The organism is Bordetella avium, assembly GCF_034424645.1.
Lineage (GTDB): Bacteria > Pseudomonadota > Gammaproteobacteria > Burkholderiales > Burkholderiaceae_B > Bordetella > Bordetella avium.
The window spans coordinates 2,272,663-2,299,491 of sequence record NZ_CP139969.1 but is presented as its reverse complement, the minus strand read 5'-3'; the positions used below and the strand labels follow the sequence as shown (position 1 = coordinate 2,299,491).

Below are 26,829 nucleotides of genomic sequence, written 5' to 3'. Positions count from 1 at the left end.
TGCATGTTTCTCTGCGAACGAAGCTTGCTTGTGTCGCTCAGGGTATAGAGGGTTGCGCGCGCAACACAAGGCTAAGCAGGATGATGCCGGCACCGGACGGCATCATGTTCCGTCAAGGCGCCACCGCAAGCGGGCGCTTGCGGTGGCGGCGAGATCAACTGCCAGGGTCGATCTCTTCAAGCGAGGTCTGGATTTCCAACCATTCTTCTTCCAGCGTGCCCATGCGCTTGTCAAGCTCACCGTGCTCGGCCATTACCTGCTGGCGTTCGGTGCGTCGTGCATCGGAATAAAGATCGGCGTCAGCGATCAGCGCGTCCAGCGTTTGCAGGCGTACGCGCAGTTTTTCCATTTCGCTTTCAACCTTGCTCAGCCGGGCCTGTAAAGGCTTGCGCAAGGTGGCCAGTCGTTGGCGCTGCTCTGCTTCCTGGCGGCGCTGCGCCTTGCGGTCGGGCGCATCGGCATCTTTGGGCCCGGCTGCTTCGGCACGCTCTTGGGCATTCCGTGCACTCAGCCAGTCGCGGTAGTCTTCCAGATCACCATCGAATTCATGGACCTGTCCGTCGGCGACGATCCAGAAGCTGTCCACGGTCGTGCGCAGCAAATGGCGGTCATGCGACACCAGCAGCATGCTGCCCGAAAACTCGGCCAGCGCGGCGGCCAGCGCTTCGCGGGTTTCCACGTCGAGGTGGTTGCTGGGTTCATCGAGCAGCAGCAGATTGGGCTTTTGCCACACGATGAGCGAGAGCGCCAGTCGCGCCTTTTCACCGCCTGACATCGGCGCCACCTTGCCGTTGACCGTGTCGCCAGAAAATCCGAAGCCGCCCAGATAGTTGCGCAATTCCTGTTCACGGGCGTCCGGCGCCAGACGCGTCAGATGCTGTAGCGGCGTGCTCTCGAGGTCGAGCATATCAAGCTGATGCTGATGGAAGTAGCCGATGGCGAGCCCGCGCGAGGCGCGGCGTTCTCCCGCCTGCAGGGGCAGCTCTTCGGCCAAGGTCTTGATCAGCGTGCTCTTGCCCGCGCCGTTGGCGCCCAGCACTCCCACGCGAGCACCGGCGCGCACCATCAGTGTCACCTTGTTCAGGATGGACACGGCCTGGCCGCGCTCATCGGTATAACCCGCCGCCATCTTGTCCAGCACTAGCAAGGGGTCCGGCGTGTGGTCGGGCGAAGGAATACGGATGTCGATGCCTGCTTCAGCCTGCAAGGGCGCAAGCACCTGCATGCGGGCCAGGGCCTTTACACGGCTTTGGGCCTGTTTGGCTTTGGAGGCCTTGGCTTTGAAGCGGTCGATGAAGCCTTGCAGACGGGCGGTTTCACGCGTTTGCCGTTCGTGGGCGATGCTGGCCTGGCGCAACCTTTCTGCGCGCTGTGTCAGGAAGTCTTCATAGCCGCCCCGGTAACGGATCAGCTTGCCATGATCGAAGTGCAGAATCACGCGCGCCACCGCATCCAGAAATTCGGTGTCGTGCGAGATCAGCAACACCGTGCCGGGATACGCCGCCAGCCATTTCTCCAGCCACAGCATGGCATCGAGATCCAGGTGGTTGGTCGGCTCGTCCAGCAACAACAGTTCGGACGGTGCCATCAGCGCGCGCGCCAGGGCTAGCCGCATGCGCCAGCCGCCTGAAAAACTGCTTACCGGCTGCATCCATTCGTCAGGCGCGAAACCCAGGCCCGCCAGCAATTGCTCGGCGCGCGAGGGGGCGCTCCAGACATCGGCCTCGGCCAGCGCGGCTTCGAGTTCAGCGATACGGCTACCTTCGTTGTCGCTCACGCCGGCACGCTCGGCCTGCAAGGCGCGCAAATGGGTGTCGCCATCGATGACAAACTCGCGCGCCGGCTTGTCATCGGCGGCGATTTCCTGCTGCACGCTGGCGATCCGCCAGCCAGCGGGCACATCGAGCGAACCGGCATCCTGGTCCAGGCTGCCGGTCAGCAAGGCGAATAGCGAAGATTTGCCCGCGCCGTTCTTGCCGACAAAGCCCACGCGCTCGCCTGGGTTCACCACGAACTCGGCGCCGTCCAGCAGCACCTTGGTGCCACGGCGTAGGGTCAATCCAGAGGCACGTATCACAGTTGCTCGCGGGTCAGTAGCAAGATCTGATCCGAGGCGTCCTCGGTATCTAGCCAGATGGGTTCGAGTTCAGGAAAAGCCGCCTCGAAGTGATCTCGCTCGTGGCCGATTTCCAGCACCAGCACTCCTTGCGGCGACAGGTAGCGCGGCGCGGCTTGCAGAATGCGCCTGACCAGATCCATGCCGTCCGCACCACCGGCCAGCGCCAGTGCCGGTTCGGCGCGGTATTCGGCCGGCAGCTCTGACATGGATTGGCTGTTGACGTAGGGCGGGTTGCAGACAATCACGTCGTAGGCTGCCGCGGGCAGGTCGTCGAACAGATTGCTGCGATGCAATCTGAGACGGTCTTGCAGCCGGTATTCGTCCACATTGCGCTGCGCTACATCAAGCGCGTCTGGGGAGATATCGACGGCATCGACCTCGGCGTAGGGAAAGGCGAGGGCGGCCAGGATGGCGAGACAACCCGAGCCAGTGCACATGTCGAGCGCACGCCCGACCGATTCCGGCTCGGCTACCCAGGGTGCAAGGCCCTGATCCAGCAGTTCCGCAATCGGTGAGCGTGGCACGATGACCCGCTGATCGACATAGAAACGATGGCCGCGCAGCCAGGCTTCATGCGTCAGGTAGGCTGCCGGCACGCGCTCGGCGACGCGACGGTCAATCAGCGTGAGAACGCGATCGCGCTCTTGGCTCAATACGCGCGCATCCAGAAAGGGATCGAGCGAATCGGGCAGCAGGTGCAAACCGTGCAGAACCAGATAAACCGCCTCATCCCAGGCGTTATCCGAGCCATGGCCCAGCGCAATGTGGCTTTCGTGAAAACGCGACACCGCATAGCGGATCAGGTCGCGCAGAGTTTGCAGTTCTTGTCGATCAGTAGACGGCATAACGCCTCAATGAGCCAGCAGCAGGTTTTCCAACGTGCGCCGGTAAATGTTCTTGAGAGGGTCCAGGCAGTCCAGCGCGACACGCTCATTGATCTTGTGAATCGTGGCGTTGGTCGGGCCGAACTCGATCACCTGCGGGCAGATCTTGGCGATGAAGCGGCCATCCGAGGTGCCGCCCGTGGTCGATAACTCCGGGGTGAGGCCGGTTTCGGCCTGAATGGCCGACGACAGCGCATCGGTGAGCGAGCCGCGCGCAGTGAGAAAGGGCTCGCCGCCCAGATCCCACTCCAGATCGTACTCGAGCCCATGGCGATCCAGCACTTCATGCACGCGGGCCTTGAGCGACTCTGGCGTGCTCGCGGTCGAGAAGCGGCAATTGAATTCCACGATGGCCTCGGCTGGCACCACATTGGTTGCGCCCGTGCCCGAATTCAGGTTCGAGATCTGGAAGGTCGTAGGCGGGAAATACTCATTGCCCTTATCCCACTCGATACCGACCAGCTCGGCCAGCGCCGGCGCAAACTGATGCACCGGATTGCGCGCCAGATGCGGATAGGCCACGTGGCCCTGTATGCCCTTGACCGTCAGCGTGCCGCCCAGCGAGCCGCGGCGGCCATTCTTGCAGACGTCGCCCAACTCATGGGTCGAAGTCGGTTCGCCCACGATGCAGTAATCCAGTTTCTCGCCGCGGGCCTGGAGCGCGTCGCAGACGATCACGGTGCCGTCGATGGCGGGGCCTTCTTCGTCGGAAGTCAGCAAAAAGGCCAGCGAACCCTCATGCTGGGGATGGGCCGCGACGAATTCTTCCACTGCCACCACGAAAGCGGCAATCGAACTCTTCATGTCAGAGGCGCCGCGGCCATAGAGATAGCCGTCACGCTCGGTGGGTACGAAGGGATCGCTATCCCATTTTTCGCGCGGGCCGGGCGGCACCACATCGGTGTGCCCGGCGAACACGACCAGCGGACCCTGTGTGCCGCGCCGGGCCCACAGATTGGTCACGCCGCCACGCGCGATGGTTTCGCACTGAAAGCCGATGCGCGCCAGGCGTTGCGCCAGCATTTGCTGACAATCCTTGTCTTGCGGCGTGACCGACGGACGGGCGATCAAGTCCCGAACCAGATCCAATACTGCGCTCATTACGCCCTCAGCAAATCGTTGATGCTGGTCTTGGCGCGGGTCTGCGCATCCACACGCTTGACGATCACGGCGCAGGCCAGGCTATGCGAACCGTCTGCCGACGGCAGCGAGCCGGGAACCACGACAGAGCCCGAGGGTACTCGGCCATAGGTGATCGTGCCCGTGGCGCGGTCAAAGATCTTGGTGCTTTGCGACAGGAATACGCCCATGGCCAGCACGGAGTTCTCTTCAACCACCACGCCTTCCACGACTTCGGAGCGCGCGCCGATGAAGCAGTTGTCTTCGATGATGGTGGGGTTGGCCTGCAGCGGCTCCAGCACGCCGCCGATGCCCACGCCACCCGAGAGGTGAACGTTTTTGCCGATCTGAGCGCAAGAACCTACGGTCGCCCAGGTATCGACCATCGTGCCTTCGTCAACGTAGGCGCCGATGTTGACGTAAGAGGGCATCAGCACCACATTACGGCCAATAAAGGAGCCACGGCGGGCCACGGCAGGCGGCACCACGCGGTAACCGCCTGCTTTGAAGGCGGCGGCGCCAAAGTCGGCAAACTTGGTCTGCACCTTGTCGTAGAAGGTCAGGGGGGCTTCGCCCATCACTTCGTTATCTTGCAGGCGGAAGGACAGCAGCACCGCTTTCTTGATCCATTGATGCACGATCCATTCACCGCTGGACTTGTCGGCCACGCGCAGGCGGCCTTGATCCAGCGCGTCGATCGTGTGCTCGACCGCTTCACGAACTTCGGCGCTCGCGTCGGCAGGCGACAGGTTGGCTCGGCTTTCCCAGGCTTTTTCGATAGTGGTTTGCAGATCGAGAGTCATGACGCTTTATTGGTAAGGGTTGATCAAACAGAAGTCTTGATGAAATGCACGATGCGCTCCGCTGCTTCGACGCACTGCTCGAGCGGCGCCACCAGCGCGATACGTACGCGTCCGTCGCCTGGGTTCACCCCGTGAGCTTCACGGGCCAGGAAGCTGCCAGGCAGCACGGTCACAGCGGTGCGGCCATACAGATCGCGCACAAACGCCGTATCGGGTCCCGGCGTGGGCGCCCACAGATAAAAGGCGGCTTGCGGCATGCGCACATCCATGACGCGCTGCAGAATGGGCACCACCGCTTCGAACTTGGCGCGATACTCGCGCCGATTCTCGGCCACATGATCCTCATCCGTCCAGGCGGCCACGCTCGCGGCGGCAATCACCGGGCTCATGGCGCTGCCATGATACGTGCGATACAGCAGAAAGCGGCCGATCAGCTGTGCATCGCCCGCCACGAAGCCCGAGCGCAGGCCTGGCACGTTCGAACGCTTTGACAGGCTGGAGAACGCTACCACATTGCGGTAGTCGTTACGTCCGAGACGGCGTGCCGCCTGGAGACTGCCCAAGGGCGCCTCGTCGAAATAAATCTCCGAATAGCACTCATCCGAAGCAATGACAAAGCCGTAGCGGTCCGACAGATCGAACAGAACCTGCCAGTCTTCCAGCGACATGACGTTGCCTGCCGGATTTCCGGGCGAGCACACAAAAACCAGTTGTGTGCGCCGCCACACCGCTTCAGGCACGGCAACCCAGTCGCAGCCGAAATCACGGGCGGGGTCCGCGTTGACGTAAAAAGGCGTAGCGCCAGCCAACAGGGTGGCGCCTTCGTAAATCTGGTAGAAAGGATTGGGGCAGACCACCAGAGCATCTGCGCCCGGGTCCACCACCGCCTGCGTAAAAGCAAACAAGGCCTCGCGTGACCCGAGCACCGGCAATACCTCGCGATCGGCATCCGGTGCCGGGATGCTGTAGCGCTGCGCCAGCCATTGCGAGATGGCCTCGCGCAGGGCCGGCTCACCCTTGGTGGCCGGATACACTGACAGGCCCTGCAAATTGGCGCAAAGCGCCTCTCCCACACGGGCGGGGGCGGCGTGTTTCGGTTCACCGATCGACAGATTGATAGGAGCCAGCCCCTGCGGCGGCGAGCCGGCCTCAGCCAGCAAGGCACGCAGCTTCTCGAAGGGATAGGGGTTCAGAGCATCGAGTCTTGGATTCATAGAGCAAGATTTTAACAAGCAAGCTACAATAGCAGGCTTGGCTTTGCGAAGGTGGCGAAATTGGTAGACGCACCAGGTTTAGGTCCTGACGCCGTAACAGGTGTGCGGGTTCGAGTCCCGCCCTTCGCACCAAGAAACCCCTTAAAAATCAGTTGCTTATAGTTTTTGTTTTGTTTTTTTTGGGCTGTTTTAGGGCTGTTTTGGCGTAGGAAAGACAACTTTGCGCCAAGATTTTCCCAGTACGTTCGAGCAAAACTCCGCTTGTCGGCTTTGCTGTTTTGGACGAAGCAGACGCGCCATTGGGCGCGGCGTGTTGTATTTACGCCGCTACCAATTCGGCGCGTTTTTGCTTTTCGGTCGGCGCGACGCGGAAATGCTCAAGCTCCCGCTTGTTTGCCTCTGTGCCGGCGATAGCAGTTATCGCTATCCTTGACCTGTCGCCTTGCTCCATTCGTCCTTGATGGGATGTGATCTGCCAGGCCGGCGCCCTGGTTGATCCACTTCATGGATACCGCCCGCCTCACATCTCGGAGGGGGCGAGCAATGTTTGTCATGGTTAAGCCACGCTGCGCCTTTCTATCGGTTTTCGTTTGTAGGACAGAAGAGACCACGATTCTCGAAGGAAGGGTTAGCAAAACTGGGGCGATAATCCAGGGGGGCGGCGGTTTGCTGAGAGCTACGGTCAAGGCATTTTCATCATTGTTGTAATATTTTGATACGTTTGTGCATGTATGGTAAATTTATCCTTAACTAATGCCGGAGATGTAGCCATGAAGCAATTGCAGCTGAAATCCGATCTTACGGTCGGGGATATTATTGGTCACGGAATCATCTGGATCATTCTGGCCTTCATTACATTCGGCCTGGCGCTGTTTGTATTCCCCTACTACATGCAACGATTCATCATTAGCCGGACTTCGGTGCTCGATGATTCGGGTAAGCGCGTTGGGCGGCTGGTGTGCACCATCGATTTGGCCAGCATCATCGGCAATATCATTATCTGGGCCATCATCTCCATCCTCACGCTGGGCATTGGATATTTCATCTTCCTGTACAAGATCAATGCCCATTGCATGAATCACACAAAGGTTGTGGATTTCACAGGGTGATCGCGCTGATTGTGTGAGCTGACCCGCCTGTTCTGGCGGGTTTTTTTATGAGAAGTGCCAGATCACTGGCGGCTTTCGATGAAATGGGTGGCGACGATGTCGTCTATCGCCGCAGTATCGGGAGGGTGCTTGGGTGGCCGTCTAGCCTTGGTGGAATGCAAGGCCGGCGGCAAGCACGCTAGTCCGAACGGACGGTCAATCTGGTGAATGCGCCAGGTCGTGATTGAGCTGCCCGGAAAAAACGCTTCTCAGAAAAAGGCCTTGCCGCCAGCCAGACTATTGCTGCCGGCGGACTTGACCGCAGAGGCGATACGGCTGGCTGGGCAGGCTAGCCAGGCCAGCGGCCTGCACGCCCCTCGGTGGAGAGGCTGTGCTTTTAATCAGGCAAGGTCGATCTGCTCGACGGCAAGTTTTTGCAGGGCGGGCACGCTCATCTGCCGGTGCTCGGCCGGATCGCCATCCAGGTCGAAGCTTGCTTCCTCGCCGGTATCTGTGTGCGCCAGTACCACGCGCGTTTTCTGCTTACCTTGTGCTTGGCCGAAAAGAATGCTCTTCAAATTCCAACTCATGGGCTCTCCCCGGTAGTCGATGTGTAGGAGTGTTAACCATAGCAGATGCTGCCCGTGGATCGGATAGTCTGTGTAACCCTAGCGGTATCGGAAACAGGCTGAGCCCCTCCTGGCCCTGTAGGCGTTTTTGTCTGGCTGGACTGGGACGGGCCTGGCGATTAGGTCGGCCGGCCACGCCATCGCTTACCCCCTAAACATCGGCCAGCTGGAGATATAGCTCAGGATGTTTGTTAAGGAGCTTGAGCAGGCACAGCACCCCCCCGGGCGGCATGTAGCGACCTTGCTCCCAGTCTCGTAGCGTGGCAACCGGCGTGGCAATTCGCTTCGCGAACGCGGTTTGCGTGAGGCCGGATTTCGCTCGCGCCTGGCGTATCAGAATCTGCTCTGGACTGGTGACGCGACCTGCGCCACCCTGTGCTTCTCTTAAGGCCTGACGCAACTCTGGCAGCGGTTCGCCCGCATCGGCCTCGATCACTTTCGCTGCGGCTTCAATGTCGATTCTTCTTTTCATCTCATATCGTCCATTTCTAATGGGGAAGAGCCCGAAGTTCTGAGCGCGGCTTTGGCATAGACAGCGACTAATAGCAGGGCGTGATCTTCCGGCAGGTGGAAGTAGATAATTTTTGCTTCACAGGACTTGAGGGTACGCCGCCACCGCACTTGGCGCGCGCCGCCCACGCCAGGAATGGCGCGGCCTGACGCCGGGTGGACGGCGATCCAGTCGATGAACTCCTGCTGCTCGCTGCTTGACCACAGCTTTCCTGCCTGTTTCTGGAAGGTTGGGGTTTCGATGATGGTAGGGGGCATATTCTACGGGATACCCGTATTTGTGGAATCTGCACTTTCTATCCATGCGTCGATATCGCTGGGCGAGGGGGGATGAAAATCGGCCCGGTCTGCCGCCGGTTCGTGACGCTGCGCTACACGAGGAGGGGGCTTTCCTCAATACCCTTGTGCTTGACTCTTGCTTGGCCAAATTTGAGCCCTGCTAGGTTCAGGCTTTCAACAACGCGACGATATCGACGCGCTTGGTCAAGCATGGAAATGCTCATAGCTGACCGGCGAGCCATCGGGTCTGGTACCGCGCGCCTACTCGCTTGCCATGCGCGGCATTGCCCATCGAAGTCCTTGGCCTTGCTTCTGTTTTGCATCGTTCGGGATGAGGCAGAGCGGCTTTGCTCATTGCGACGCCGGGCCGTAGAAACCACGCGCTTTCTATTGATGGCTGGCCAGGCAAGGACAGCTTTGGCGATGAAGCGGTATCAGACATGTACGCGTTTTAGGCTCTGTGCTTGGAGATATGCTTTCTTGTCTTAAAACGGACAAGAAAGCATATTGAAGCGTTGCTAGACTGTGCAAATGCCAGGCAATTATGGAAGCTCATCAATGAGAAAGATTGGAATCGGGCTCGCTTCGTTATTGGTTGCGGGGTGCACGAACTCCGGGGGCTTGGCCAAACCGGTTGGTCAGGTGAGTCCAGCGTCGGTGCATTGTGTTGAAGTGGGCGGCACGCTTGAGCTACAGCGGGCTGGCCAGGGCCAGCTCGGTATGTGCACCCTGCCGGATGGCAGCCGGATCGAAGAGTGGGCCCTGTTCCAGCGCGATCGCGCCTCTCGGTAACAGCCCGGTGCCTGCTGGCCCTCCTTTTTCGACCGCCGGCCTGCGCGGACGCTGGGTATGGTTGTCCTGAGAAAAATGCGCCGCCAGGTTGTCGGAAGTCCGCTTCTCGCAAGGACTGCGTGCTTGCAGCCGCTGTCGCTTGATCCAGCGCGCGCGGTGCTCGAGCCCGGCCTGGGCGACCGCGCACTCAGCGGTTCTTTGAGAGCTGCCAATCCTCTGCCGTCAGGCGCAGGCTGTGGGTGTGGAACGCCGTCAAGGTGTTGCGATGTCCCACGCTGACCAGAATGCTTGCTGGCAGCTGACGCCGCAGCAATGTATACATGGCCGCTTCCAGTCCCTCGTCAAGGGCGGAAGTGGCTTCGTCTAGAAACACGATGGCGGGCTGGTTGAGCAATACGCGGGCGAACGCGATGCGCTGTTGTTCGCCGAGAGAAAGCACGCGTGACCAGTCGGTGTCTTCGTCGAGGCGTTTGCTCAGGTGCGCCAGACAGACCTGTTCCAGAATGGCATGCAAACGCATGTCCTGGGCCGGATCGCCCGCGGCGGGGTAGGCGATGACCTCGCGCAGATTGCCCAGTGGCAGGTAGGGGCGCTGAGACAGAAACAGCGCTCTTTCCCGAGTGGGGCGTTCGACTTCACCCTGTGCGTAGGGCCACAGGCCGGCCAGGCTACGCAGCAATGTGGTCTTGCCTATGCCCGACTGACCCTGGATCAGCAAGGACTGGCCGGGCTCAAGCGACAGGTTCAGGCCGCTCAGCAGGCTTGACCCATCGGGGCTGTCGAGGTGCAGGTCTGCTACCCGCAAGCGGGCAGGGTTGTCGCGCGTCAGCACGGTGGGCAAGGCGCGAGCCGCTTCATTGGTGTCGAGAAACCCGTTCAGCCGTTGCAGGGTGGCGCGGTACTGCGCAAAGCTGTCATAGGAGGTGCGAAAGAAGGACAGGGCGTCTTGCACTTGGCCGAAAGCCTGAGCGGTCTGGATGACATCGCCCAGCTTGATGGCGCCGCTGAAAAAACGCGGCGCCTGCACGATAAAGGGAAAGACGACGGCAAGCTGGCTGACCGACAGATTGAAGCCGTCGAATTTCAAGCCCCGGAAAACCAGTTGCCAGGCGTTGGCAATCAGCATGCGGAAACGATGGCCGAGGGCGCGTCCTTCTGTAGCTTCGCCCTGATAGAAGGCGATGCTCTCGGCATTGTCCCGAAGCCGCACCAAGGCATAGCGAAAGTTTGCCGACAGGCGTTCCTTCATGAAGCTGAGCTGAATCAGGGGGCGGCCGATACGAAACGCGAACAAGGTCGCAATGATGACGTAGAGGTAGACGGCAAACACTATTCCTTTCGGGATGTCTAGGCCGGCCAAATGCATCACGCCGGACAGACCCCAGAGGATGACGGTGAATTCGAGCAGCGAAACGACGGCATTGACCGCGCCGAATGCCAGGCTGCGTGAGCTGATGGCGAAATTGGCAATGTCCAGTTCGATGCGCTGATCGGGGTTGTCGGCAGGCGCGGCCAGGAAGTGATCCCGGTAGTAGGCGCGCCCGTCCAGCCAGTCGGTCATCAGCCGTCCTGTCAGCCATTGACGCAGCCTGATGTCGAAGGCCTGGCCGACATAGCTGTCCACCAGCGAGCGCATGATGTGCAGGCTGGCCAGCACGGCGAAGATAGCCAGATAGCGCCAGAAGCTTGTGATATCCAGTGCTTGCAGGCTGCTGTAAAAGCCGTTGTACCAAAAGGAGAACAGCACGGTCATGCGTACGCTGGCCAGCGTGAGGAGTAATAACAGGGCCAGCGTGGCCAGCGGCCGCCAACTGTTGCGCGGGTGGAGATAGGGGCCTGCGAGCCGCCAGAACTGACGTCCCCATTGCGTACGATTGATAAGGAGCGTGGTGGCTGCCGTGCCAGCCACCACAGTGATACAGAATGCCTTCAGCAGCCAGATCATGCTGCTGCTCAATTGTGTATGCCAATCCACCTTGATCCACTTTGGTCTAACAGGGCCCTGTTTGCTTAGATCAAGTCGCCCCGATTAGTTCCGGGCTGACGGCGGTGGCTGGCCGGCAGCTCATTGTTATCCATGAAGCTGCTAAGGGAATTTGAGCTTGGCTGGATTTTTTGTCGTCAAAATGACATAAATCTTATGAAACAAGCCCAAAAAATGAAGGCTTTACTGTATTAGTTTTTAAGACGGAGTCACCAAAAATATTGCGAAAAATCAAATGTTCTGCACTTCGTGCCGGGTGTGAAAAAAGCAGTAAGCGGACCTGAGATGCGGGTTTTTACTTATATCGTACTGTTTCGAAGTACAGCGAACGAGGCGTTTTGGCCGGCTAGGGTTGATATAAAAAGCAGAGCGCCGGCGGCGCTCTGCTTAATGCCAGGGGCCTTGCGGTTCGCTGGGTGCTTACGACTTAGTTGTTGCTTGGAGGGTAGTCCAACTCGCCAAAGGTGTATTCCCCATCGGCTTTAGCCTGGCGCAGTTGCTCTTCGATCTGTGTCCGCGATGTGGGCGCCTCGGAAGTGATCTGGACATCCCGAAATGGCAGGTTGTTCGGTTCGACGTTGTCTGCGGCAATCGCGCTGGCGCTCAACGCCGTCATAGATAGCAGTGCAAGGGTCGCCTGAGCAATAAGCCTGTTTTCACGGATCGGCTGAGGTTTAGCCGGCGCCAAGCGCGCCGAGTGACTCCGCGGAGCGCAGACTGGGAATGGAAGGCGGCTACCTCAGTCATCTGGGCGCCTATAATGCGCATCCCCCTGCCTGTACGCAGAGGGGGGCGTTGACCTTGCGAAGCCGGCCGGGTAGCGCAGTATTAATGACCGCTATATTTGTTCGCCACTGCCCGTGCCCAAGCACTTCCGGCGCGGCGCTCCCCCTATCAGGAAGCACACATGGAAATCACCAGCCGCCAGATTGGCGAATTTGAATCGGGCATCAGCCTTGAGGCCACGATGGATGGTGCTCGCTTTGGTATTTATCTGGTGCTGGGCGCGCCGGATCTTGACACGATTCCAGATTTCGTGCCGCCCGAGGCATTGTCTCAGGGAGCGTCGATTCATGCCGCCTCAGTGGATTCAACGGAAGGTGCTCAAGAGCAAATCGACGAGGTGCTGGATAACCTCAATCCCTCGGATGTTGTCGTGTTTTTCTGTGCTGATGTGGACTGCTTTGCTGCCGCGATGGACCTGTTGGGTGTGCCGCTCGAAGAGTGATCAAATTCTTACCATAGTTACGCTCGCATGCTGTTGATTATTAGTAAATAGGACTTGTGCAAATATTTGCGCACATATTAAGCAGCCAGTAACGGCAGTTTCTATTTGTTGCATTCTTCAGACGTAATTTTATGGATTATCTTGACTTGGGAGAGGAACCTGACGATAGTGACGGCACGAGAGATCAAGTGTTGCGAAGTTTGTGCAGTGCCGTGCCTTTTTCGGCGTCCGTTATTGTTCTGCTGTCCCCTCCTTGATTGCATCGTTTCTCCGGGCGCATAGCGCCCACTATCTTAGGAAATACAGTATGGAAACCGGCGTCGTTAAGTGGTTCAACGCAGAGAAAGGCTATGGCTTCATCACCCCGGAATCGGGTGGTAAGGACCTGTTCGCCCACTTCTCCGAGATTCAATCCAATGGCTTCAAGACCCTTGAAGAGAACCAGCGCGTGAGCTACGTCACCGCCATGGGCCCCAAGGGCCCCCAAGCCACCAAGATCCAGCTGATCTAAATTAGCTGAGTTTTGGTCGCAAAAAGCCCCGCAAGGGGCTTTTTTGTTGTCTTTTTGCCGCATTTGTACAGGCCTTGGGCGCTTACAGATCGGTTTCGTTCAGATACCCTAACTCTCGGACGCTTGGCCGCTTTCGACGGGGGAGTCCCCCGCGGCGGGCAAGCCTGGGCGGCGCGGGGGATTCCCCCTGCGGCATCATGCTTCGGGCCCTGCGCCCCTCGAGGCACTGGGCGGGTGACGGCCTGCCTGGCTGGAACCCTTAGCACAGGAGATACCCATGTTTGGCAATGCATTGGCCGCCGACGTCGTCGGCTTTTGGCGTGAGGCGGGGCCCCGCCGCTGGTTTGCCCGCGATGATGCGTTTGATCACGAGTTCCGCGAGCGTTTTCTGGCCTTGCATTACGCGGCCGCACGCGGTGAGTTGGCATCCTGGGAGCAGAGTCCGGAGGGGGTGTTGGGCTTGCTTATTCTGCTGGATCAGTTTCCGCGCAACGCCTTCCGCGGAACCGGGCATATGTTTGCGACCGATGGACTTGCGCTGGCGATTGCCCGCCGTGCGCTTGTAAACGGATTCGATTTAAAAATCGAAATGCAATTAAGGCCTTTCGTTTATTTGCCGTATGAACATGCTGAAAATCTCGCCGATCAAGACGAGTGTGTCAGATTAATGACTCAGTTCGGTGGTGAAACGTTGCGGTATGCAATTGTTCATCGCGATGTTATTGCGCAGTTTGGCCGCTTTCCTCATAGGAATGCCAGTCTTGGGCGTGACACCTCAGTTGCAGAACAGTATTTTCTCGACAAAGGCGGGTTTTCCGGCTGAAGCGTTTGGAATGAAAACCGGGTTGCCTGTTGTGTTGGACCGACGAGCAGCTTCAAAATTAATTCTAAATGTATCTTTTGTATCAAAAGAATTGGACGAGTATTAGAGTTTGACCGTTGCGCAAAAACACTCCTACACTGACCTGGCGAGGTCAAGCGATGCGGTCAGGTCCTATGTCGCAAGCGTGTTTCCCGTCCCCCCTCCTTGGCGTCTTGCATCCCGCGAGCAATCGCTGCTTTGGTTGAAGGACAGTTCATGGCAACCGGTATTGTTAAGTGGTTTAACGCTGAGAAGGGTTACGGTTTCATCTTGCCCGACGACGGTGGCAAAGATCTCTTTGCGCACTATTCCGAGATCCGCAGCGAGGGTTACAAGTCACTGCAAGAGAATCAGCGTGTGTCTTTCGAAATCGGAGAGGGGCCGAAAGGTCCAAGCGCGAAAGACATCAAGGTTATTGTTTGATGGTCTGATAATGCAAAAGCCCCAGTGATGGGGCTTTTGCATTAACGGGCTGTGCGGCTTGGCGCCAGCTCAGTGTCGCTTGTGCGGACTGCCGCCGGCGTGGTGAGCATGGTGCGAGCCGCTGTTCGTCAGCTTGTCGACAAAGGCGATGCCGATGGCCGACAAGATGAATACGACATGGATGATGGTTTGCCACATCACCCCGGTTTCCGTGAAGCGCGCGCCGGTGGAACCCAGATTGCCTGCCTCTATGAAGGTGCGAAGCAGGTGAATAGACGAGATGCCAATGATGGCCATTGCCAGTTTGACTTTCAGTACGCTGGCGTTGACGTGGCTTAGCCACTCTGGCTGGTCAGGATGGTTCTCGAGGCGCAGGCGCGAGACAAAGGTCTCATAGCCGCCCACGATCACCATGACTAGCAGGTTGGAAATCATCACGACATCGATCAGCCCAAGGACAATGAGCATGATGTCCTGTTCGCCGAAGGTGCTGGTATGCGAAACGAGATGCCAGAGTTCCTTCAAAAACAGGAAGACATACACACCTTGGGCGACGATCAGGCCAAGGTAGAGGGGGAGCTGCAGCCAGCGTGAGCTGAATATTAGTGCGGACAGGATGCCGGGTCGGTGAGATTGGTGAGCATTCATCGTTGCGAGCCTTGGGGTATGGGAATCAGGCGGTTCGCATTCTAGCAATGCCGGCGGCGATTCTGGGGCCCGGCGCAAAGCCCTCGTGGCCGGGTTTCGGGCTCTCTGCCCACTTTCCGGTAAAATTGCACGTTTACCCGTTTCGTTTTCTTTTCATCCCTCGGAAAATAGGTCTTTTAATGCAGCCTGTGGTTGAAACCCTCTCCGGCCTGGAGCGCCGTGTTGATCTGGCCATTTCGGTGGCCGACGTGGAAAAGGAAGTCCAGGCGCAGCTCAAGCGCGTGGCCCGTACCGCCAAGGTGCCCGGCTTCCGTCCCGGCAAGGCGCCGATGGCCATGCTCGAGCGCAGCCATGGTCCGAGCGTCCGCTATGACGTGATCAATTCCCAAGTCGCCCGTGCCTTTGAGCAAGCCGTCGAAGCCGCCCAGTTGCGCGTGGCGGGAAGCCCTTCGCTCGAGCCCAAGACGGAAGGCGTGGACGAGAACACGCTGGCCTTCTCGGCCACTTTCGAGGTTTATCCGGAAGTCGCTGTGCCTGACCTGTCCGATCTGGCCGTCACGCGCTATGAAACTGAAGTCACCGACGCGGAAGTCGACAAGACGCTGGATGTCCTGCGCAAGCAACGCGCCAGCTATGAAACCCGCGAAGGCCGCGCCGCGCAAGACGATGACCGCATCGTTCTCGATTTCGCCGGCACCATCGACGGCGTGCCTTTCGAAGGCGGCAAGGCCGAGAACTTCCCCTTCATCCTGGGTCAAGGCCGCATGCTGCCTGAGTTCGAGGAAGCCGCTCGCGGCCTGAAGGCAGGTGACACCAAGGTTTTCCCGCTCAGCTTCCCTGAGGACTACCAGGGTAAGGAAGTCGCCGGTAAGACGGCTGAATTCACCATCACCGTCAAGGAAGTGGCCGAGGCTGTTCTGCCCGTCGTCGATGCCGAGTTCGCCAAGTCGCTGGGCCAGGCCGACGCCGATGTCGAAAAGCTCAAGGCTGACATCCGTGGCAATATCGAGCGTGAAGTGAAGGTCCGTTCGCAAGGCCGCACCAAGACCAGCGTCATGGATGCGCTGGTCGAGGCCGCCAAGTTCGACGTGCCCAAGTCTCTGGTCGACAACGACGTGCAAGGCCGCATCGCTCAGGCTCGTGAAGAGCTCAAACAGCGCGGTGTGCCGAATGCCGACAGCATGCCCATGCCTGCCGAAGTGTTCGCCGTCGAATCCGAGCGTCGCGTGCGCCTGGGTCTGCTAGTTTCCGAGCTGGTCAAGCAGCAGCAGTTGCAGGCCAAGCCCGAGCAGGTTCGCGCCCGCATCGAAGAGTTCGCTCAGAACTACGAGCAGCCTGCTCAGGTTGTCAGCTACTATCTGTCGGATCGTCAGCGTCGCGCCGAAATCGAAGCGATCGTGCTGGAAGACAACGTGGTGGCCTACGTGCTGGAAAAGGCCAAGGTAACCGATGAGAAGGTTCCCTTCGATCAGTTGATGGGGATGGCATAACTATGCAGAGATTCACCGATTTCTATGCGGCAATGTACGGCGGGGCGTCGGTGACGCCCACCGGATTGGGCTATATCCCGATGGTTGTGGAGCAGTCCGGACGCGGCGAGCGCGCCTACGACATTTATTCGCGCCTGTTGCGCGAGCGCCTGATCTTTTTGGTCGGGCCGGTCAATGACGCCACGGCCAATCTGGTCGTCGCCCAGCTGCTGTTCCTGGAATCGGAGAATCCTGATAAGGACATTTCCTTCTACATCAACTCGCCTGGCGGGTCGGTGTATGCCGGAATGGCCATTTTCGACACCATGCAGTTCGTCAAGCCCGATGTGTCCACCTTGTGCACGGGCCTGGCGGCGAGCATGGGCGCCTTTTTGCTGGCTGCGGGCAAGAAGGGCAAGCGTTTCTCCTTGCCTAACTCCCGTATCATGATTCACCAGCCGTCGGGTGGTGCTCAGGGGCAGGCCAGCGACATCCAGATCCAGGCTAAGGAAATCCTGGATTTGCGCGAGCGTCTGAACCGGATTCTGGCTGAGAACACTGGCCAGTCCATGGAACGCATCGCCATAGACACCGAGCGCGACACCTTCATGTCTGCTGAAGATGCGCTATCGTATGGTCTGGTAGACAAGGTTCTGGCACGCCGCGAAGACGTCTGACGTATATTTGGCTGGCGGCGGGCTCTGACTGCACGTCTGATAAGCGTTAAGTGCTTCCCCTGGGTCCAGGGGAAGCATCTTCTACTAGAGACTAGAACCACTTATGCCTGAAAAAAAGGGATCGGCAGACGCAAAAGTGCTGCATTGCTCTTTCTGCAATAAGAGCCAGCATGAGGTCCGCAAGCTGATCGCAGGTCCATCCGTATTCATCTGTGATGAGTGCATCGACCTGTGCAATGACATCATCCGCGAGGAAGCGCAGGCAACCGCGCGCGCGGCGATTCGTTCCGAATTGCCCACTCCGGTTGAGATCAAATCCTTCCTGGACCAATATGTAATTGGTCAGACCGGCCCCAAGCGTATGCTGGCGGTTGCTGTCTATAACCATTACAAGCGCATTCGTCACGGCGAAATCAAGGGCGATGAGGTCGAGCTCTCCAAGAGCAACATCATGCTGATCGGGCCGACAGGCTCGGGCAAGACCCTGCTGGCCCAGACGCTTGCTCGCATGTTGAATGTTCCCTTCGTCATGGCCGACGCGACCACGCTTACCGAAGCGGGTTACGTGGGCGAGGACGTCGAAAACATCATTCAGAAGCTGTTGCAGAACTGCAATTACGATGTTGAGAAGGCGCAGCGCGCCATTATCTACATCGATGAAATTGACAAGATTTCACGCAAATCCGATAACCCCTCGATCACGCGCGACGTGTCGGGTGAGGGCGTGCAGCAGGCGCTTCTGAAACTGATCGAGGGTACGGTGGCTTCGGTGCCTCCCCAGGGCGGGCGCAAGCATCCCAATCAGGATTTTGTGCAAGTTGATACGACCAACATCCTGTTCATCGTGGGCGGTGCCTTCGATGGTCTGGAAAAGGTTATCCGCGACCGCACCGAGAAGTCGGGCATCGGTTTTTCGGCTGCAGTGCGCGCCAAGTCCGAGCGCGGTGTCGGCGAGCTGTTCGGCGAGGCAGAACCTGAAGATCTGATTAAGTTTGGTCTTATTCCCGAACTGGTCGGTCGTCTTCCCGTCGTCGCGACGCTGGATGAACTTGACGAGGCCGCTCTGGTGCAGATTCTCACCGAGCCCAAGAATGCCCTTATCAAGCAGTTCCAGAAACTGTTTGCTATGGAGAGCGCCGAATTGGACATCCGTCCTGACGCCCTGCACGCCATTGCTCGCAAGGCGCTGCAGCGTAAAACCGGCGCGCGTGGTTTGCGTTCCATCCTGGAATCGGCCTTGCTCGACACCATGTACGATTTGCCGACGGCAGGCAATATCCGCCGCGTGGTGGTCGATGCCAATGTCATCGAGGGTGATGGCAAGCCTTTGCTTATTTACGCAGATGAAGTCGCAGGGTCCGATGAGTCGGCCCAAGGCGAGGTCCGTGACGCGGCGGCCTGAGGCGGCAGCATCCACGCAAAACCCGTCTTTGACGGGTTTTTTTATATCTTGATGTCGAGAGGCAATCTGCATCTTGATTTTTGGGCTATTGTTCCCATATCAGACGTAACCGACCTGGGGCTCATTTGATGTTGCGGCCCTTGTGTCCCTCTCATTCACTCTGAGGAACTCACTATGTCTGCAAGCCAGACCCTGCCTTCAGATCCTATCGACCTGCCTTTGTTGCCCTTGCGCGACGTGGTGGTGTTTCCGCACATGGTCATCCCGCTATTCGTGGGCCGTCCGCGCTCGATCCGTGCGCTGGAAATCGCCATGGAAGCCGGCAAGAGCATCATGTTGGTGGCGCAGAAATCCGCGGGTAAGGATGATCCGACGCCTGAGGATGTGTATGAAATCGGCTGCGTGGCCAGCATCCTCCAGATGCTCAAACTGCCCGACGGCACCGTCAAAGTGCTGGTCGAGGGTACGCAGCGCGCGCGCATCAACCGCGTCGTGGACGGCGAATCGCACTTTACGTGCGAAGTCAGCCTGATCGAGCCCGACACCGAGACTGGCCCCGAAACCGAGGCCTTGCGCCGCGCCATCGTGGCCCAGTTTGAGCAGTACGTAAAACTCAACAAGAAGATTCCGCCCGAGATTCTGACCTCGTTGGCGGGTATCGACGACGCCGGCCGTCTGGCCGACACGATTGCCGCCCACCTGCCGCTCAAGCTCGAGCAAAAGCAGAAAATGCTGGAGATCGTGCCGACCGCCGAGCGCCTGGAAGCCCTGCTTACCCAGCTGGAAACGGAGATCGACATTCTTCAGGTCGAGAAGCGTATTCGCGGCCGTGTGAAGAAGCAGATGGAAAAGAGCCAGCGCGATTACTACCTGAATGAGCAGGTCAAGGCCATTCAGAAGGAGTTGGGCGAAGGCGAGGAAGGCGCCGATCTCGAAGAGCTTGAGAAGAAAATCATCGCCGCGCATATGCCTAAAGAGGCGCGCAAAAAGGCGGATGGCGAACTCAAGAAGCTCAAGCTGATGTCGCCCATGTCGGCAGAAGCCACCGTGGTGCGCAATTACATCGATACGCTCATCAATCTTCCCTGGAAGAAAAAGAGCAAGATCAACAACTCGATCGCTAACGCCGAACGCGTGCTGGACGATGACCACTATGGCCTCGAGAAGGTCAAAGAGCGCATCGTCGAATATCTCGCGGTGCAGCAGCGCGTCGACAAGGTCAAGGCGCCCATTCTGTGTCTGGTCGGTCCTCCGGGCGTCGGCAAGACCTCGCTTGGCCAATCCATCGCCAAGGCCACGAACCGCAAGTTTGTGCGCATGGCGCTGGGCGGTGTGCGCGATGAGGCCGAGATCCGTGGCCATCGCCGTACCTACATCGGTTCGATGCCGGGCAAGATTCTGCAGAACATGTCCAAAGTGGCTGTGCGCAATCCGCTCTTCCTGCTCGATGAAATCGATAAGCTCGGTATGGATTTCCGTGGCGATCCGTCGTCGGCGCTGCTGGAGGTGCTGGACCCCGAACAGAACCACACTTTCCAGGACCATTACATCGAGGTCGATTTCGACCTTTCCGATGTGATGTTCGTGGCGACGAGCAACACGCTGAACATTCCCCCGGCCTTGCTGGACCGTATGGAAGTCATCCGCCTATCGGGTTACACCGAAGAGGAAAAGATTCATATCGCCAGCGATCACCTCCTGCCCAAGCTGATGAAGAACAATGGCTTGAAGGAGAACGAGCTGACGGTGGACGAGAGCGCTTTGCGCGATATCGTGCGCTACTACACTCGTGAAGCCGGTGTGCGTGCGCTGGAGCGCGAAGTGGGCAAGGTGTGCCGCAAGGTCGTCAAGCAGTTGCTGACGGCTCAGGACAAGGGCGAGGCGGCGCTTGCGACCCCTGTCGTGGTGAATGCCGACAATCTGAGCGACTACCTCGGCGTGCGCCGTTACAGCTTTGGCATGGCCGAAAAAGACAACCAGATCGGTCAAGTGACTGGCCTGGCCTGGACTGAGGTGGGCGGCGATCTGTTGACGATCGAAGTGGCGGATATGCCCGGCAAGGGCGTTATTCAGCGCACGGGTTCGCTGGGCGACGTCATGAAAGAGTCGGTCGAAGCGGCGCGCACGGTCGTGCGCTCGCGGGCCCGCCGCCTGGGCTTTGCCGATAGCGTCTTTGAAAAGCACGATATGCATGTGCACGTGCCGGAAGGCGCCACGCCCAAGGATGGTCCGTCGGCGGGTATCGCGATCACCACGGCCATGGTTTCCGCCTTGTCGCGCATTCCGGTGCGTGCTGATGTGGCCATGACCGGCGAAATCACGCTGCGCGGCGAAGTGCTGCCCATCGGTGGCCTGAAGGAAAAACTCCTGGCGGCGCATCGCGGTGGTATCAAGACGGTCTTGATACCCGAAGAGAACGTGAAAGACCTCGCCGATATTCCGGATAACGTTAAAAACCGTCTGGAAATCGTGCCGGTGCGCTGGATCGACAAGGTGCTTGAGCTGGCGCTGGAGCGTCAACCTGAGCCGCTGGCCGATGAAGAGCCCGTCAAGGAGGCGCTGGTCAGCAAGCCGGTCGAGTCGAACGATCCCGTGCTCAAGCACTGATTGCTCGCCGCAAGGCGGTAACGCCGCCGGTTAATGGCATACACCCCAAAAGTTGGACACCGATCCAAACTTTGGGGTGTTTTTCATGGGCTGTCGCTTGCCGCGGCAGTTTGTCGCCTTGGGGTGTCGCTTATGTAGTGAGCGCTATCCGGTTGACTGCTTTTGAAACCTGCGCCGAGCGACGCCTAAAGCCAGGGCAAGGAGGCGGGCGTCGTTTCAGGGTAAAGAGAGCGCTTTACGGGCAGAGCGCGCGCAGCACCTTCGCCAGTTTCTTGATGGCGATTTCCAATTCGTGCGGTGCATGGGCAGCAAACCCCATGAGAAAGCCGGCCTTGCGCCAGCTTGTGGCATGTAGCGCGGTCAGCCCTAGCAGGTCGACGCCCGCGCGCCGGGCGGACTCCAGCGCTTCGTTTTCGGGAATGTCTCGGATAAACACGCAGGGCATCTGCATGCCTCCTGCAGGCACTCTTGGCTCAACAAAGTCGGCCAAATGCTCACGGACCAAACGGGCAAGCACATCCCGCCGTTCGGCATAGACAAGCCGCATCGTGCGCACATGCGCGCCATAGTGGCCGCCTTCGATGAAACGAGCCAGAGTCAGCTGCGGGATCGGCGCATTGTGCCCGTCCATTAAGGTGCGCGCCACGGTCATGGGGGCAACAAGCGATGACGGCAACACCATGTAGCCGATGCGCAGGCCTGGAAACAGCGATTTCGTGAAGGTGCCGATATAGATCGTCCGTTCATTCGAATCCAGCCCCTGCACGCATGCGGTGGGCTTGCCGGCGTAGTGAAATTCGCTGTCGTAGTCGTCCTCTATGATCCAGCTCTGGTGCTGGCGAGCCCATTCAATGACGGCCAGCCGCCTGTCCAGTGCCAGCGTCGCCCCGGTCGGAAACTGGTGGGAGGGTGTCAGGAATACGGCTTTGGGATGCTCGCCTAGCGCATTAGCTGCCTGGCTCAGATGTTCTACGCGCAAGCCCTCGGCGTCGAGCGGAATCGGCAGGCATTGCAGCCCTGCGGCGTCGAAGGCCTTGCGCGCACCATGGTAGACAGGATCTTCGATAAAAATCCGGTCGCCAGCATCGAGCAGCACGTGAGCGCACAGGTTCAGGGCTTGCTGGGAACTGGTCAGCACCAGCACGCGCTCGGGTGTCGCACGTGCACCGCGTTCGAGATTGACATAATCCGCGATGGCACGTCGCAAGGGTTCCATGCCCTGCGGCGGGCTGTGCAGCAGCGCCAGGGTGCCGTATTCCTTCAGCACCTGTCGCTCCAGCCGCTCCCAGGTCTGGAGTGGAAAGTTGCGCGTTTCCGGGACGCCTGGTGCAAAGGGGCGAGGGGTCAGAAAGTCCCGAATCCCGCCGCCTTTGAATATGACGTTCCCACGCTGGCTCAGGCGCGGCGCTGTCTTGTTCACGGCAGTGCGACGTGCTTTGCCCCTTGCTGTCAGGTGCTGGGTCCGCTCCGACACGAAGCTGCCGCTGCCCACGCGCCGCTCGATGAAGCCCTCGGCATGCAGCTGGGTGTAGGCCGACTCGACCGTATCGCGGGAGATCCCCAATGATTTTGCCAGTGTGCGTGACGCAGGCAATGGTCTGCCCACATCGAGCGCCCCGTCGAGGATGAGTTGCCGGACGGCCCGATGGATGCGCACATGCAGGGGCAAAGTCCCATGCGCCGGGTCGCTCATCCAGGCTTTAACGGATTCAAGTTGGGCATTTTTGAACAATTGGCCGGTATACGCCTAGAAAAATGGATGGGTAAATCAGTCCATTTTGGCGCTACAAATGCGTCTTGTAAACCTAAGTCACCGTTTTCAGGAGCCCGAGTCAGATCATGCCAGCCGCCCCGTCACCTAGCCCCGTTCGCTGGAGCGACCTCACCCATCCAATCGTTGCCGGTTTGATCTCGGTCATCGTCAACTACGGCGGCACTTTTATTCTGGTGTTCCAAGCCGCCAAGGTGGCGGGTCTCAGCCCCGAGCAGACGGCTTCGTGGGTATGGTCGATTTCGATTGGTGTGGGGGTGACAGGGATCTTCCTGAGCTGGATTTCACGCGAGCCCATCATCACGGCCTGGTCTACCCCCGCAGCCGCTTTCCTCGTCGTGGCGCTGGCGACGACGCCCTACGCGGAAGCGGTCGGCGCCTACCTGATCTCGGCCGCAGCCTTCGTGGTGCTAGGGCTGTCTGGCTGCTTCGAGCGGGTCATTCGCATGATTCCCCCGGGCGTGGCCGCCGGGCTGTTGGCCGGTATCCTGCTTCAGTTCGGTATCGGCGCTTTCGGCGGCATTACCGTCGATCCCTTGCTCGCAGGTGTGCTGTTCGTTTCCTATGTGGTGTTCAAACGATTCAGCGCTCGTTACGCCGTGGTCGGCATCCTCGTGCTGGGGCTGGCCTTTTTGCTGGCTCAGGAGCGCGTCGATCTGTCCGGTTTGAGGCTGGAGCTGGCGAAGCCGGTATTCACCATGCCCATGTTCTCGCTCAATTCCCTCCTGAGCCTGGCCCTGCCGCTTTTCCTCATCACGCTTACTGGGCAGTACATGCCCGGCATGCTGGTGTTGCGCAACGACGGCTTTAAGAGTAGCGCCAACCCCATCGTGGCCCTGACAGGGTTGGGCTCGTTACTGATGGCGCCCTTCGGTTCACACGCCTTTAATATCGCTGCCATTACGGCCGCCATCGCTACGGGCAGAGAGGCTCACGAAGATCCGTCCAAGCGCTGGATCGCCGGCATCGCCGCAGGCGTATTCTATGTGCTGGTCGGAGTATTCGGGCTGACGCTCGCCGCCGTGTTCATGGCCTTGCCTGCGACCTTTATCACCACGCTGGCCGGTCTGGCGCTGTTGGGCACGATTGGCGGCAGCCTGGCCAGCGCGCTGGCCGATCCCAGGTCCCGCGAAGCATCGCTCATCACCTTCCTGGCCGCCGCCGCCAACATTAAGCTGCTTGGTATTGGTGGCGCTTTTTGGGGGCTGGTGATCGGCCTGGTGGCCTATGTGGGTCTCAACGGTCGCTTGCCGCAACGGGCAGCCAAGCCCGTCGTTGCTGGGCAGCCTATTAACGAGCGGCCAAGTCGATGATCGAGCCGCCAGGCGCGCAAACCTGGCGCGGACAGCCCAGCCGCTATCCCGAGGCCGCTAGGGCCTAGGATATCCGACACGACCTCGGCGCGGTGCAGGCGCTTCTGTTAACGCCCGCGCGCTTTGGCCCGCCCGAGCTTCTGTTCCGGCCTGTGCGGCTCAGGACCGGGTTTGGCGCCGCAGCGCCGGGTTCATGAAGCCCATCGTAACGATCAGTGAAATCGCCAGGACGGCCATGGCCGCCCAGGCCAGGCCCTGCGCTTTGCCCCAGCCCAGCAGCAGGCCGCCGACGATGCCGCCCGCAGCCACGGCGGTATTCCAGCCGGTGGTGTACATGGCCTGGGCGACATCGACCGAATCGCCGGCGAAGCGCGATAGGGCTGCTTGCGTGAGGGTGCCGAAGCCGCCTACCGCCAGTCCCCACAGGGCAGCAGCAGAGTAGACGATAGGAGCGGCATGACCCCACAGGCCGAATAGCATGGCGGCCAGTGCGAACAGCAACATGTTGGCCAGCGCGAGAAAGCGCAGGCGTCGATCCACGAGGGCGCCCACCATCCAAAGCCCGACGACCGAGCCCGCGCCGAAGGTGAAAAGCACCACATCAACCTTGCTGGCCAGCCCGGCAACCTGCAGCAGCGGTTCGATGTAGATGTACAGAATGTTGTGCGCGACGACGAAGCTGAACACCACAATCAGCACGGCGCGGATGCCGGGCTTGAGAAAGACCTTTGCCAGCGGCTGGCGTTGGTCGCGGCTCTGGCCTGCGAAGTCAGGCACGACGGTTTTTATCCATACGATGAGCACCAGGGCGAGCAAACTCATCAGCCCGAAGGCCGCTTGCCAGCCGATATGCCGTCCCAGCAAAGCGCCGGCGGGTACGCCGAGCACTAGCGCAATGGTGCCCCCGATGCCGACGGTTGCAATCGCGCGTCCGCTCAGGTGGGCGGGAGAGATACGGACGGCGTAGCCCGCCAGCATAGACCACACGATGCCGCCGAATACGCCGGCAAAGAATCGCGCGGTGATGGACAGCGTGTAGTCGCGCGACAGGGCGGTAAGCAGGTTGACGACGGCGAAGCCGGCGATTGCGAACAGCAGCAGAGGGCGTCGGCGCACACCCTGTGTGAGCGTCATCACCGGAATCGCGGCGACCAAGGCGCCCACGGCATAGACCGTGATGAACTGGCCTGCCAGGCTTTCCGATACCTCCAGGCTTTGCGCAATCGATGAGAGTACGCCCGCAGGCAGAATTTCAGTGAGCAGCGTGATGAAAGCGGCCATCGCCAGCGCGAGCAGACCGCCCAGTGGCAGTTGTTGCGCGTGGCGGGATGGGGTTGCGAGGGTGCGAGTCATTCCTGGTATTTCCGGTTTTGGCTCTTGGTGGAGCGTGGCGGCGTAATCATGCCTGCATAGGACTGCGTGGATATCATGTCGCCCTGAAATTAGGGAAGCCAAGGCGGCAGCTTGTTTGCGACTGATACGGAGCCGGCAGTCATGCCTGCGCCAGCAGAGCAGGTGTGGGTTGCAGCAGGAGCGCCGATGTCTAGCTCGCGCTTGATGTGCGGGTCGAGCAAGCGGGTTTGTCTTCGTGCGAAACGATCCTCGAACAGGCGGCGCACATGCCGCAGCCGCCGCTTGATCGATTCGGAGGCAAGACCATTGCCGCAGGCCGGGGGGGGCACGCCGGATGGCGTAGCGCCGGGCGGCTGCGCGGCGACTTTGTGTCGGCGCGCCTAGGGGTCTTGGTGGGTTTGATCAGAGGGCAGGGCCGGGGTGGTTCTGTGCTCTGGTGCAGGTATTAATGCAGAGCGTGGGTGCGGATCAGGCCGACAGCAACCCCTTCGAGCGCGAATTCGTCATCGGGGGCCACCAGGATGGGAGAGAACTCGGGATTTTCGGGCAGCAGCTCGATGCGGCTGCCGTGGCGCTGCAGACGCTTGACGGTGACGTCATCGCCCAGCCGGGCCACGATGATCTGCCCGTTGCGCGCCTCGCTCGATTTTTTGACTGCAAGCAGGTCGCCCTCAAGAATGCCTGCGTCACGCATGCTCATGCCGCGCACTTTGAGCAGGTAGTCAGGGGCTTGCGAAAAGAGGCTGGGATCGACGCCGACGTCGCGCTCGACATGTTCGGCGGCCAGAATCGGGCTGCCGGCCGCCACCCTGCCTACCAGCGGCAGCAGCAACTGTGACAGCGAAGCCAGGATGGGGGAGGGCGTGGGTTCCGCATCTTTGAGGCGTATGCCGCGGGACGCGCCCGCCGTGAGCTCGATGGCGCCTTTGCGCGCCAAGGCTTTGAGGTGGTCTTCGGCAGCGTTGGGCGATCGAAAACCCAAGGCCTGGGCGATTTCGGCACGTGTGGGAGGAAAGCCCGTACGGGCGACGGTTTGCCGGATGAGGTCCAGGATTTCCTGCTGGCGTTCCGTGAGTTTCGTGGCCATGGTCGTGATCTCAATAATGGCCCGAGGCTTGTGTAAACCACGGACTGTATGTATATA

The 26,829-nt window shown here is 59.6% G+C and carries 25 protein-coding genes and 1 tRNA gene; 12 read left to right on the top strand and 14 right to left on the bottom strand.

What is annotated here, in order from left to right; genetic code table 11:
- Nucleotides 1–154: 154 nt before the first annotated feature.
- From U0029_RS10655 to dapC, 5 genes are read right to left on the bottom strand one after another with little or no spacing between them, the layout of a single operon-like run.
- Nucleotides 155–2,077 (bottom strand): ATP-binding cassette domain-containing protein, encoded by a 1,923-nt coding sequence (locus U0029_RS10655; protein ID WP_114851907.1) that lies wholly within the window; start codon nucleotides 2,075–2,077, stop codon nucleotides 155–157.
- A complete protein-coding gene (gene prmB / locus U0029_RS10650) occupies nucleotides 2,074–2,964 on the bottom strand; it encodes a 50S ribosomal protein L3 N(5)-glutamine methyltransferase (RefSeq protein ID WP_114851908.1) in 891 nt (296 codons plus the stop codon). The genes U0029_RS10655 and prmB overlap by 4 nt, the downstream gene beginning before the upstream one ends.
- Nucleotides 2,965–2,970: 6 nt before the next feature.
- Nucleotides 2,971–4,104, bottom strand: coding sequence for a succinyl-diaminopimelate desuccinylase (dapE, locus tag U0029_RS10645; protein WP_012417101.1), 1,134 nt, complete (start codon nucleotides 4,102–4,104; stop codon nucleotides 2,971–2,973).
- Nucleotides 4,104–4,925 carry a 2,3,4,5-tetrahydropyridine-2,6-dicarboxylate N-succinyltransferase gene (gene dapD / locus U0029_RS10640; RefSeq protein ID WP_012417102.1) on the bottom strand — a complete coding sequence of 274 codons (822 nt, stop codon included), beginning with the start codon at nucleotides 4,923–4,925 and terminating at the stop codon, nucleotides 4,104–4,106. The genes dapE and dapD overlap by 1 nt, the downstream gene beginning before the upstream one ends.
- A gap of 23 nt (nucleotides 4,926–4,948) precedes the next feature.
- A complete protein-coding gene (gene dapC, locus U0029_RS10635; RefSeq protein ID WP_012417103.1) occupies nucleotides 4,949–6,139 on the bottom strand; it encodes a succinyldiaminopimelate transaminase in 1,191 nt (396 codons plus the stop codon).
- Nucleotides 6,140–6,184: 45 nt separating this feature from the next.
- Between dapC and U0029_RS10630 the strand changes: the two genes are divergently transcribed.
- A tRNA-Leu gene (locus U0029_RS10630) sits at nucleotides 6,185–6,271 on the top strand.
- Nucleotides 6,272–6,909: 638 nt separating this feature from the next.
- Nucleotides 6,910–7,248, top strand: coding sequence for a DUF6693 family protein (locus U0029_RS10625; RefSeq protein WP_039051389.1), 339 nt, complete (start codon nucleotides 6,910–6,912; stop codon nucleotides 7,246–7,248).
- Between the two features lie 380 nt (nucleotides 7,249–7,628).
- Here U0029_RS10625 and U0029_RS10620 read toward each other — a convergent pair whose 3' ends face one another.
- The 3 genes from U0029_RS10620 to U0029_RS10610 all read right to left on the bottom strand — a co-directional run bounded on the left by U0029_RS10620 (nucleotide 7,629) and on the right by U0029_RS10610 (nucleotide 8,624).
- Nucleotides 7,629–7,817 (bottom strand): hypothetical protein, encoded by a 189-nt coding sequence (locus tag U0029_RS10620; RefSeq protein WP_012417162.1) that lies wholly within the window; start codon nucleotides 7,815–7,817, stop codon nucleotides 7,629–7,631.
- A 190-nt stretch (nucleotides 7,818–8,007) separates the two neighbouring features.
- Entirely contained in the window at nucleotides 8,008–8,328 is a 321-nt protein-coding gene (locus U0029_RS10615) for a helix-turn-helix domain-containing protein (protein ID WP_114851909.1), read from the bottom strand.
- Nucleotides 8,325–8,624 carry a DNA-binding protein gene (locus tag U0029_RS10610; protein ID WP_114851910.1) on the bottom strand — a complete coding sequence of 100 codons (300 nt, stop codon included), beginning with the start codon at nucleotides 8,622–8,624 and terminating at the stop codon, nucleotides 8,325–8,327. Before U0029_RS10610 ends, U0029_RS10615 begins: the two co-directional genes overlap by 4 nt.
- 642 nt (nucleotides 8,625–9,266) lie before the next feature.
- On the opposite strand from U0029_RS10610, the gene U0029_RS10605 reads away from it, so the two are divergent.
- The gene (locus U0029_RS10605; RefSeq protein ID WP_231838633.1) at nucleotides 9,267–9,437 is read left to right on the top strand and encodes a putative hemolysin; all 171 of its coding nucleotides are present in this window, start codon (nucleotides 9,267–9,269) and stop codon (nucleotides 9,435–9,437) included.
- Nucleotides 9,438–9,624: 187 nt separating this feature from the next.
- On the opposite strand, the gene U0029_RS10600 is transcribed toward U0029_RS10605, so the two are convergent.
- Both U0029_RS10600 and U0029_RS10595 read right to left on the bottom strand, forming a co-directional pair.
- Nucleotides 9,625–11,418 (bottom strand): ABC transporter ATP-binding protein/permease, encoded by a 1,794-nt coding sequence (locus U0029_RS10600; RefSeq protein ID WP_211308639.1) that lies wholly within the window; start codon nucleotides 11,416–11,418, stop codon nucleotides 9,625–9,627.
- Between the two features lie 430 nt (nucleotides 11,419–11,848).
- Nucleotides 11,849–12,037 (bottom strand): DUF4148 domain-containing protein, encoded by a 189-nt coding sequence (locus tag U0029_RS10595; RefSeq protein WP_049794142.1) that lies wholly within the window; start codon nucleotides 12,035–12,037, stop codon nucleotides 11,849–11,851.
- A 291-nt stretch (nucleotides 12,038–12,328) separates the two neighbouring features.
- On the opposite strand from U0029_RS10595, the gene U0029_RS10590 reads away from it, so the two are divergent.
- From U0029_RS10590 to U0029_RS10575, 4 genes are all read left to right on the top strand, one after another.
- Nucleotides 12,329–12,649, top strand: a complete 321-nt coding sequence (locus tag U0029_RS10590; protein ID WP_012417168.1) for a hypothetical protein — start codon at nucleotides 12,329–12,331, stop codon at nucleotides 12,647–12,649.
- Between the two features lie 307 nt (nucleotides 12,650–12,956).
- Nucleotides 12,957–13,160 carry a cold-shock protein gene (locus U0029_RS10585; RefSeq protein ID WP_012417169.1) on the top strand — a complete coding sequence of 68 codons (204 nt, stop codon included), beginning with the start codon at nucleotides 12,957–12,959 and terminating at the stop codon, nucleotides 13,158–13,160.
- A gap of 277 nt (nucleotides 13,161–13,437) precedes the next feature.
- Nucleotides 13,438–13,983, top strand: coding sequence for a DUF924 family protein (locus tag U0029_RS10580; protein WP_012417170.1), 546 nt, complete (start codon nucleotides 13,438–13,440; stop codon nucleotides 13,981–13,983).
- A gap of 255 nt (nucleotides 13,984–14,238) precedes the next feature.
- Nucleotides 14,239–14,445 carry a cold-shock protein gene (locus tag U0029_RS10575; protein WP_012417171.1) on the top strand — a complete coding sequence of 69 codons (207 nt, stop codon included), beginning with the start codon at nucleotides 14,239–14,241 and terminating at the stop codon, nucleotides 14,443–14,445.
- Nucleotides 14,446–14,514: 69 nt separating this feature from the next.
- On the opposite strand, the gene U0029_RS10570 is transcribed toward U0029_RS10575, so the two are convergent.
- Nucleotides 14,515–15,093, bottom strand: a complete 579-nt coding sequence (locus U0029_RS10570) for a TIGR00645 family protein (RefSeq protein ID WP_012417172.1) — start codon at nucleotides 15,091–15,093, stop codon at nucleotides 14,515–14,517.
- 179 nt (nucleotides 15,094–15,272) lie between these two features.
- On the opposite strand from U0029_RS10570, the gene tig reads away from it, so the two are divergent.
- The 4 genes from tig to lon all read left to right on the top strand — a co-directional run bounded on the left by tig (nucleotide 15,273) and on the right by lon (nucleotide 21,248).
- A complete protein-coding gene (gene tig, locus U0029_RS10565) occupies nucleotides 15,273–16,583 on the top strand; it encodes a trigger factor (protein ID WP_012417173.1) in 1,311 nt (436 codons plus the stop codon).
- A gap of 2 nt (nucleotides 16,584–16,585) precedes the next feature.
- Complete coding sequence (clpP, locus tag U0029_RS10560) at nucleotides 16,586–17,239, top strand: ATP-dependent Clp endopeptidase proteolytic subunit ClpP (protein ID WP_012417174.1); 654 nt, start codon at nucleotides 16,586–16,588, stop codon at nucleotides 17,237–17,239.
- A 103-nt stretch (nucleotides 17,240–17,342) separates the two neighbouring features.
- Nucleotides 17,343–18,641, top strand: a complete 1,299-nt coding sequence (gene clpX / locus U0029_RS10555) for an ATP-dependent Clp protease ATP-binding subunit ClpX (RefSeq protein ID WP_012417175.1) — start codon at nucleotides 17,343–17,345, stop codon at nucleotides 18,639–18,641.
- Between the two features lie 174 nt (nucleotides 18,642–18,815).
- The gene (gene lon / locus U0029_RS10550; protein ID WP_012417176.1) at nucleotides 18,816–21,248 is read left to right on the top strand and encodes an endopeptidase La; all 2,433 of its coding nucleotides are present in this window, start codon (nucleotides 18,816–18,818) and stop codon (nucleotides 21,246–21,248) included.
- Nucleotides 21,249–21,483: 235 nt separating this feature from the next.
- On the opposite strand, the gene pdxR is transcribed toward lon, so the two are convergent.
- Nucleotides 21,484–22,980 (bottom strand): MocR-like pyridoxine biosynthesis transcription factor PdxR, encoded by a 1,497-nt coding sequence (gene pdxR, locus U0029_RS10545; RefSeq protein ID WP_012417177.1) that lies wholly within the window; start codon nucleotides 22,978–22,980, stop codon nucleotides 21,484–21,486.
- 107 nt (nucleotides 22,981–23,087) lie between these two features.
- On the opposite strand from pdxR, the gene U0029_RS10540 reads away from it, so the two are divergent.
- Nucleotides 23,088–24,332, top strand: a complete 1,245-nt coding sequence (locus U0029_RS10540) for a benzoate/H(+) symporter BenE family transporter (protein ID WP_012417178.1) — start codon at nucleotides 23,088–23,090, stop codon at nucleotides 24,330–24,332.
- A gap of 159 nt (nucleotides 24,333–24,491) precedes the next feature.
- Here the strand turns inward: U0029_RS10540 and U0029_RS10535 are convergent, their stop codons facing one another.
- Complete coding sequence (locus U0029_RS10535) at nucleotides 24,492–25,685, bottom strand: MFS transporter (RefSeq protein WP_114851912.1); 1,194 nt, start codon at nucleotides 25,683–25,685, stop codon at nucleotides 24,492–24,494.
- A 445-nt stretch (nucleotides 25,686–26,130) separates the two neighbouring features.
- Nucleotides 26,131–26,772 carry a transcriptional repressor LexA gene (gene lexA / locus U0029_RS10530; protein ID WP_114851913.1) on the bottom strand — a complete coding sequence of 214 codons (642 nt, stop codon included), beginning with the start codon at nucleotides 26,770–26,772 and terminating at the stop codon, nucleotides 26,131–26,133.
- Nucleotides 26,773–26,829 lie beyond the last annotated feature (57 nt).

What these genes read in the sequence shown, in the direction of transcription:
- prmB (WP_114851908.1), bottom strand. Translation starts at nt 2,964, where the DNA reads ATGCCGTCTACTGATCGACAAGAACTGCAAACTCTGCGCGACCTGATC.
- dapE (WP_012417101.1), bottom strand. Translation starts at nt 4,104, where the DNA reads ATGAGCGCAGTATTGGATCTGGTTCGGGACTTGATCGCCCGTCCGTCG.
- dapD (WP_012417102.1), bottom strand. Translation starts at nt 4,925, where the DNA reads ATGACTCTCGATCTGCAAACCACTATCGAAAAAGCCTGGGAAAGCCGA.
- dapC (WP_012417103.1), bottom strand. Translation starts at nt 6,139, where the DNA reads ATGAATCCAAGACTCGATGCTCTGAACCCCTATCCCTTCGAGAAGCTG.
- U0029_RS10625 (WP_039051389.1), top strand. Translation starts at nt 6,910, where the DNA reads ATGAAGCAATTGCAGCTGAAATCCGATCTTACGGTCGGGGATATTATT.
- U0029_RS10620 (WP_012417162.1), bottom strand. Translation starts at nt 7,817, where the DNA reads ATGAGTTGGAATTTGAAGAGCATTCTTTTCGGCCAAGCACAAGGTAAG.
- U0029_RS10615 (WP_114851909.1), bottom strand. Translation starts at nt 8,328, where the DNA reads ATGAAAAGAAGAATCGACATTGAAGCCGCAGCGAAAGTGATCGAGGCC.
- U0029_RS10610 (WP_114851910.1), bottom strand. Translation starts at nt 8,624, where the DNA reads ATGCCCCCTACCATCATCGAAACCCCAACCTTCCAGAAACAGGCAGGA.
- U0029_RS10595 (WP_049794142.1), bottom strand. Translation starts at nt 12,037, where the DNA reads ATGACGGCGTTGAGCGCCAGCGCGATTGCCGCAGACAACGTCGAACCG.
- U0029_RS10590 (WP_012417168.1), top strand. Translation starts at nt 12,329, where the DNA reads ATGGAAATCACCAGCCGCCAGATTGGCGAATTTGAATCGGGCATCAGC.
- U0029_RS10585 (WP_012417169.1), top strand. Translation starts at nt 12,957, where the DNA reads ATGGAAACCGGCGTCGTTAAGTGGTTCAACGCAGAGAAAGGCTATGGC.
- U0029_RS10580 (WP_012417170.1), top strand. Translation starts at nt 13,438, where the DNA reads ATGTTTGGCAATGCATTGGCCGCCGACGTCGTCGGCTTTTGGCGTGAG.
- U0029_RS10575 (WP_012417171.1), top strand. Translation starts at nt 14,239, where the DNA reads ATGGCAACCGGTATTGTTAAGTGGTTTAACGCTGAGAAGGGTTACGGT.
- U0029_RS10570 (WP_012417172.1), bottom strand. Translation starts at nt 15,093, where the DNA reads ATGAATGCTCACCAATCTCACCGACCCGGCATCCTGTCCGCACTAATA.
- tig (WP_012417173.1), top strand. Translation starts at nt 15,273, where the DNA reads ATGCAGCCTGTGGTTGAAACCCTCTCCGGCCTGGAGCGCCGTGTTGAT.
- clpP (WP_012417174.1), top strand. Translation starts at nt 16,586, where the DNA reads ATGCAGAGATTCACCGATTTCTATGCGGCAATGTACGGCGGGGCGTCG.
- clpX (WP_012417175.1), top strand. Translation starts at nt 17,343, where the DNA reads ATGCCTGAAAAAAAGGGATCGGCAGACGCAAAAGTGCTGCATTGCTCT.
- lon (WP_012417176.1), top strand. Translation starts at nt 18,816, where the DNA reads ATGTCTGCAAGCCAGACCCTGCCTTCAGATCCTATCGACCTGCCTTTG.
- U0029_RS10540 (WP_012417178.1), top strand. Translation starts at nt 23,088, where the DNA reads ATGCCAGCCGCCCCGTCACCTAGCCCCGTTCGCTGGAGCGACCTCACC.
- U0029_RS10535 (WP_114851912.1), bottom strand. Translation starts at nt 25,685, where the DNA reads ATGACTCGCACCCTCGCAACCCCATCCCGCCACGCGCAACAACTGCCA.
- lexA (WP_114851913.1), bottom strand. Translation starts at nt 26,772, where the DNA reads ATGGCCACGAAACTCACGGAACGCCAGCAGGAAATCCTGGACCTCATC.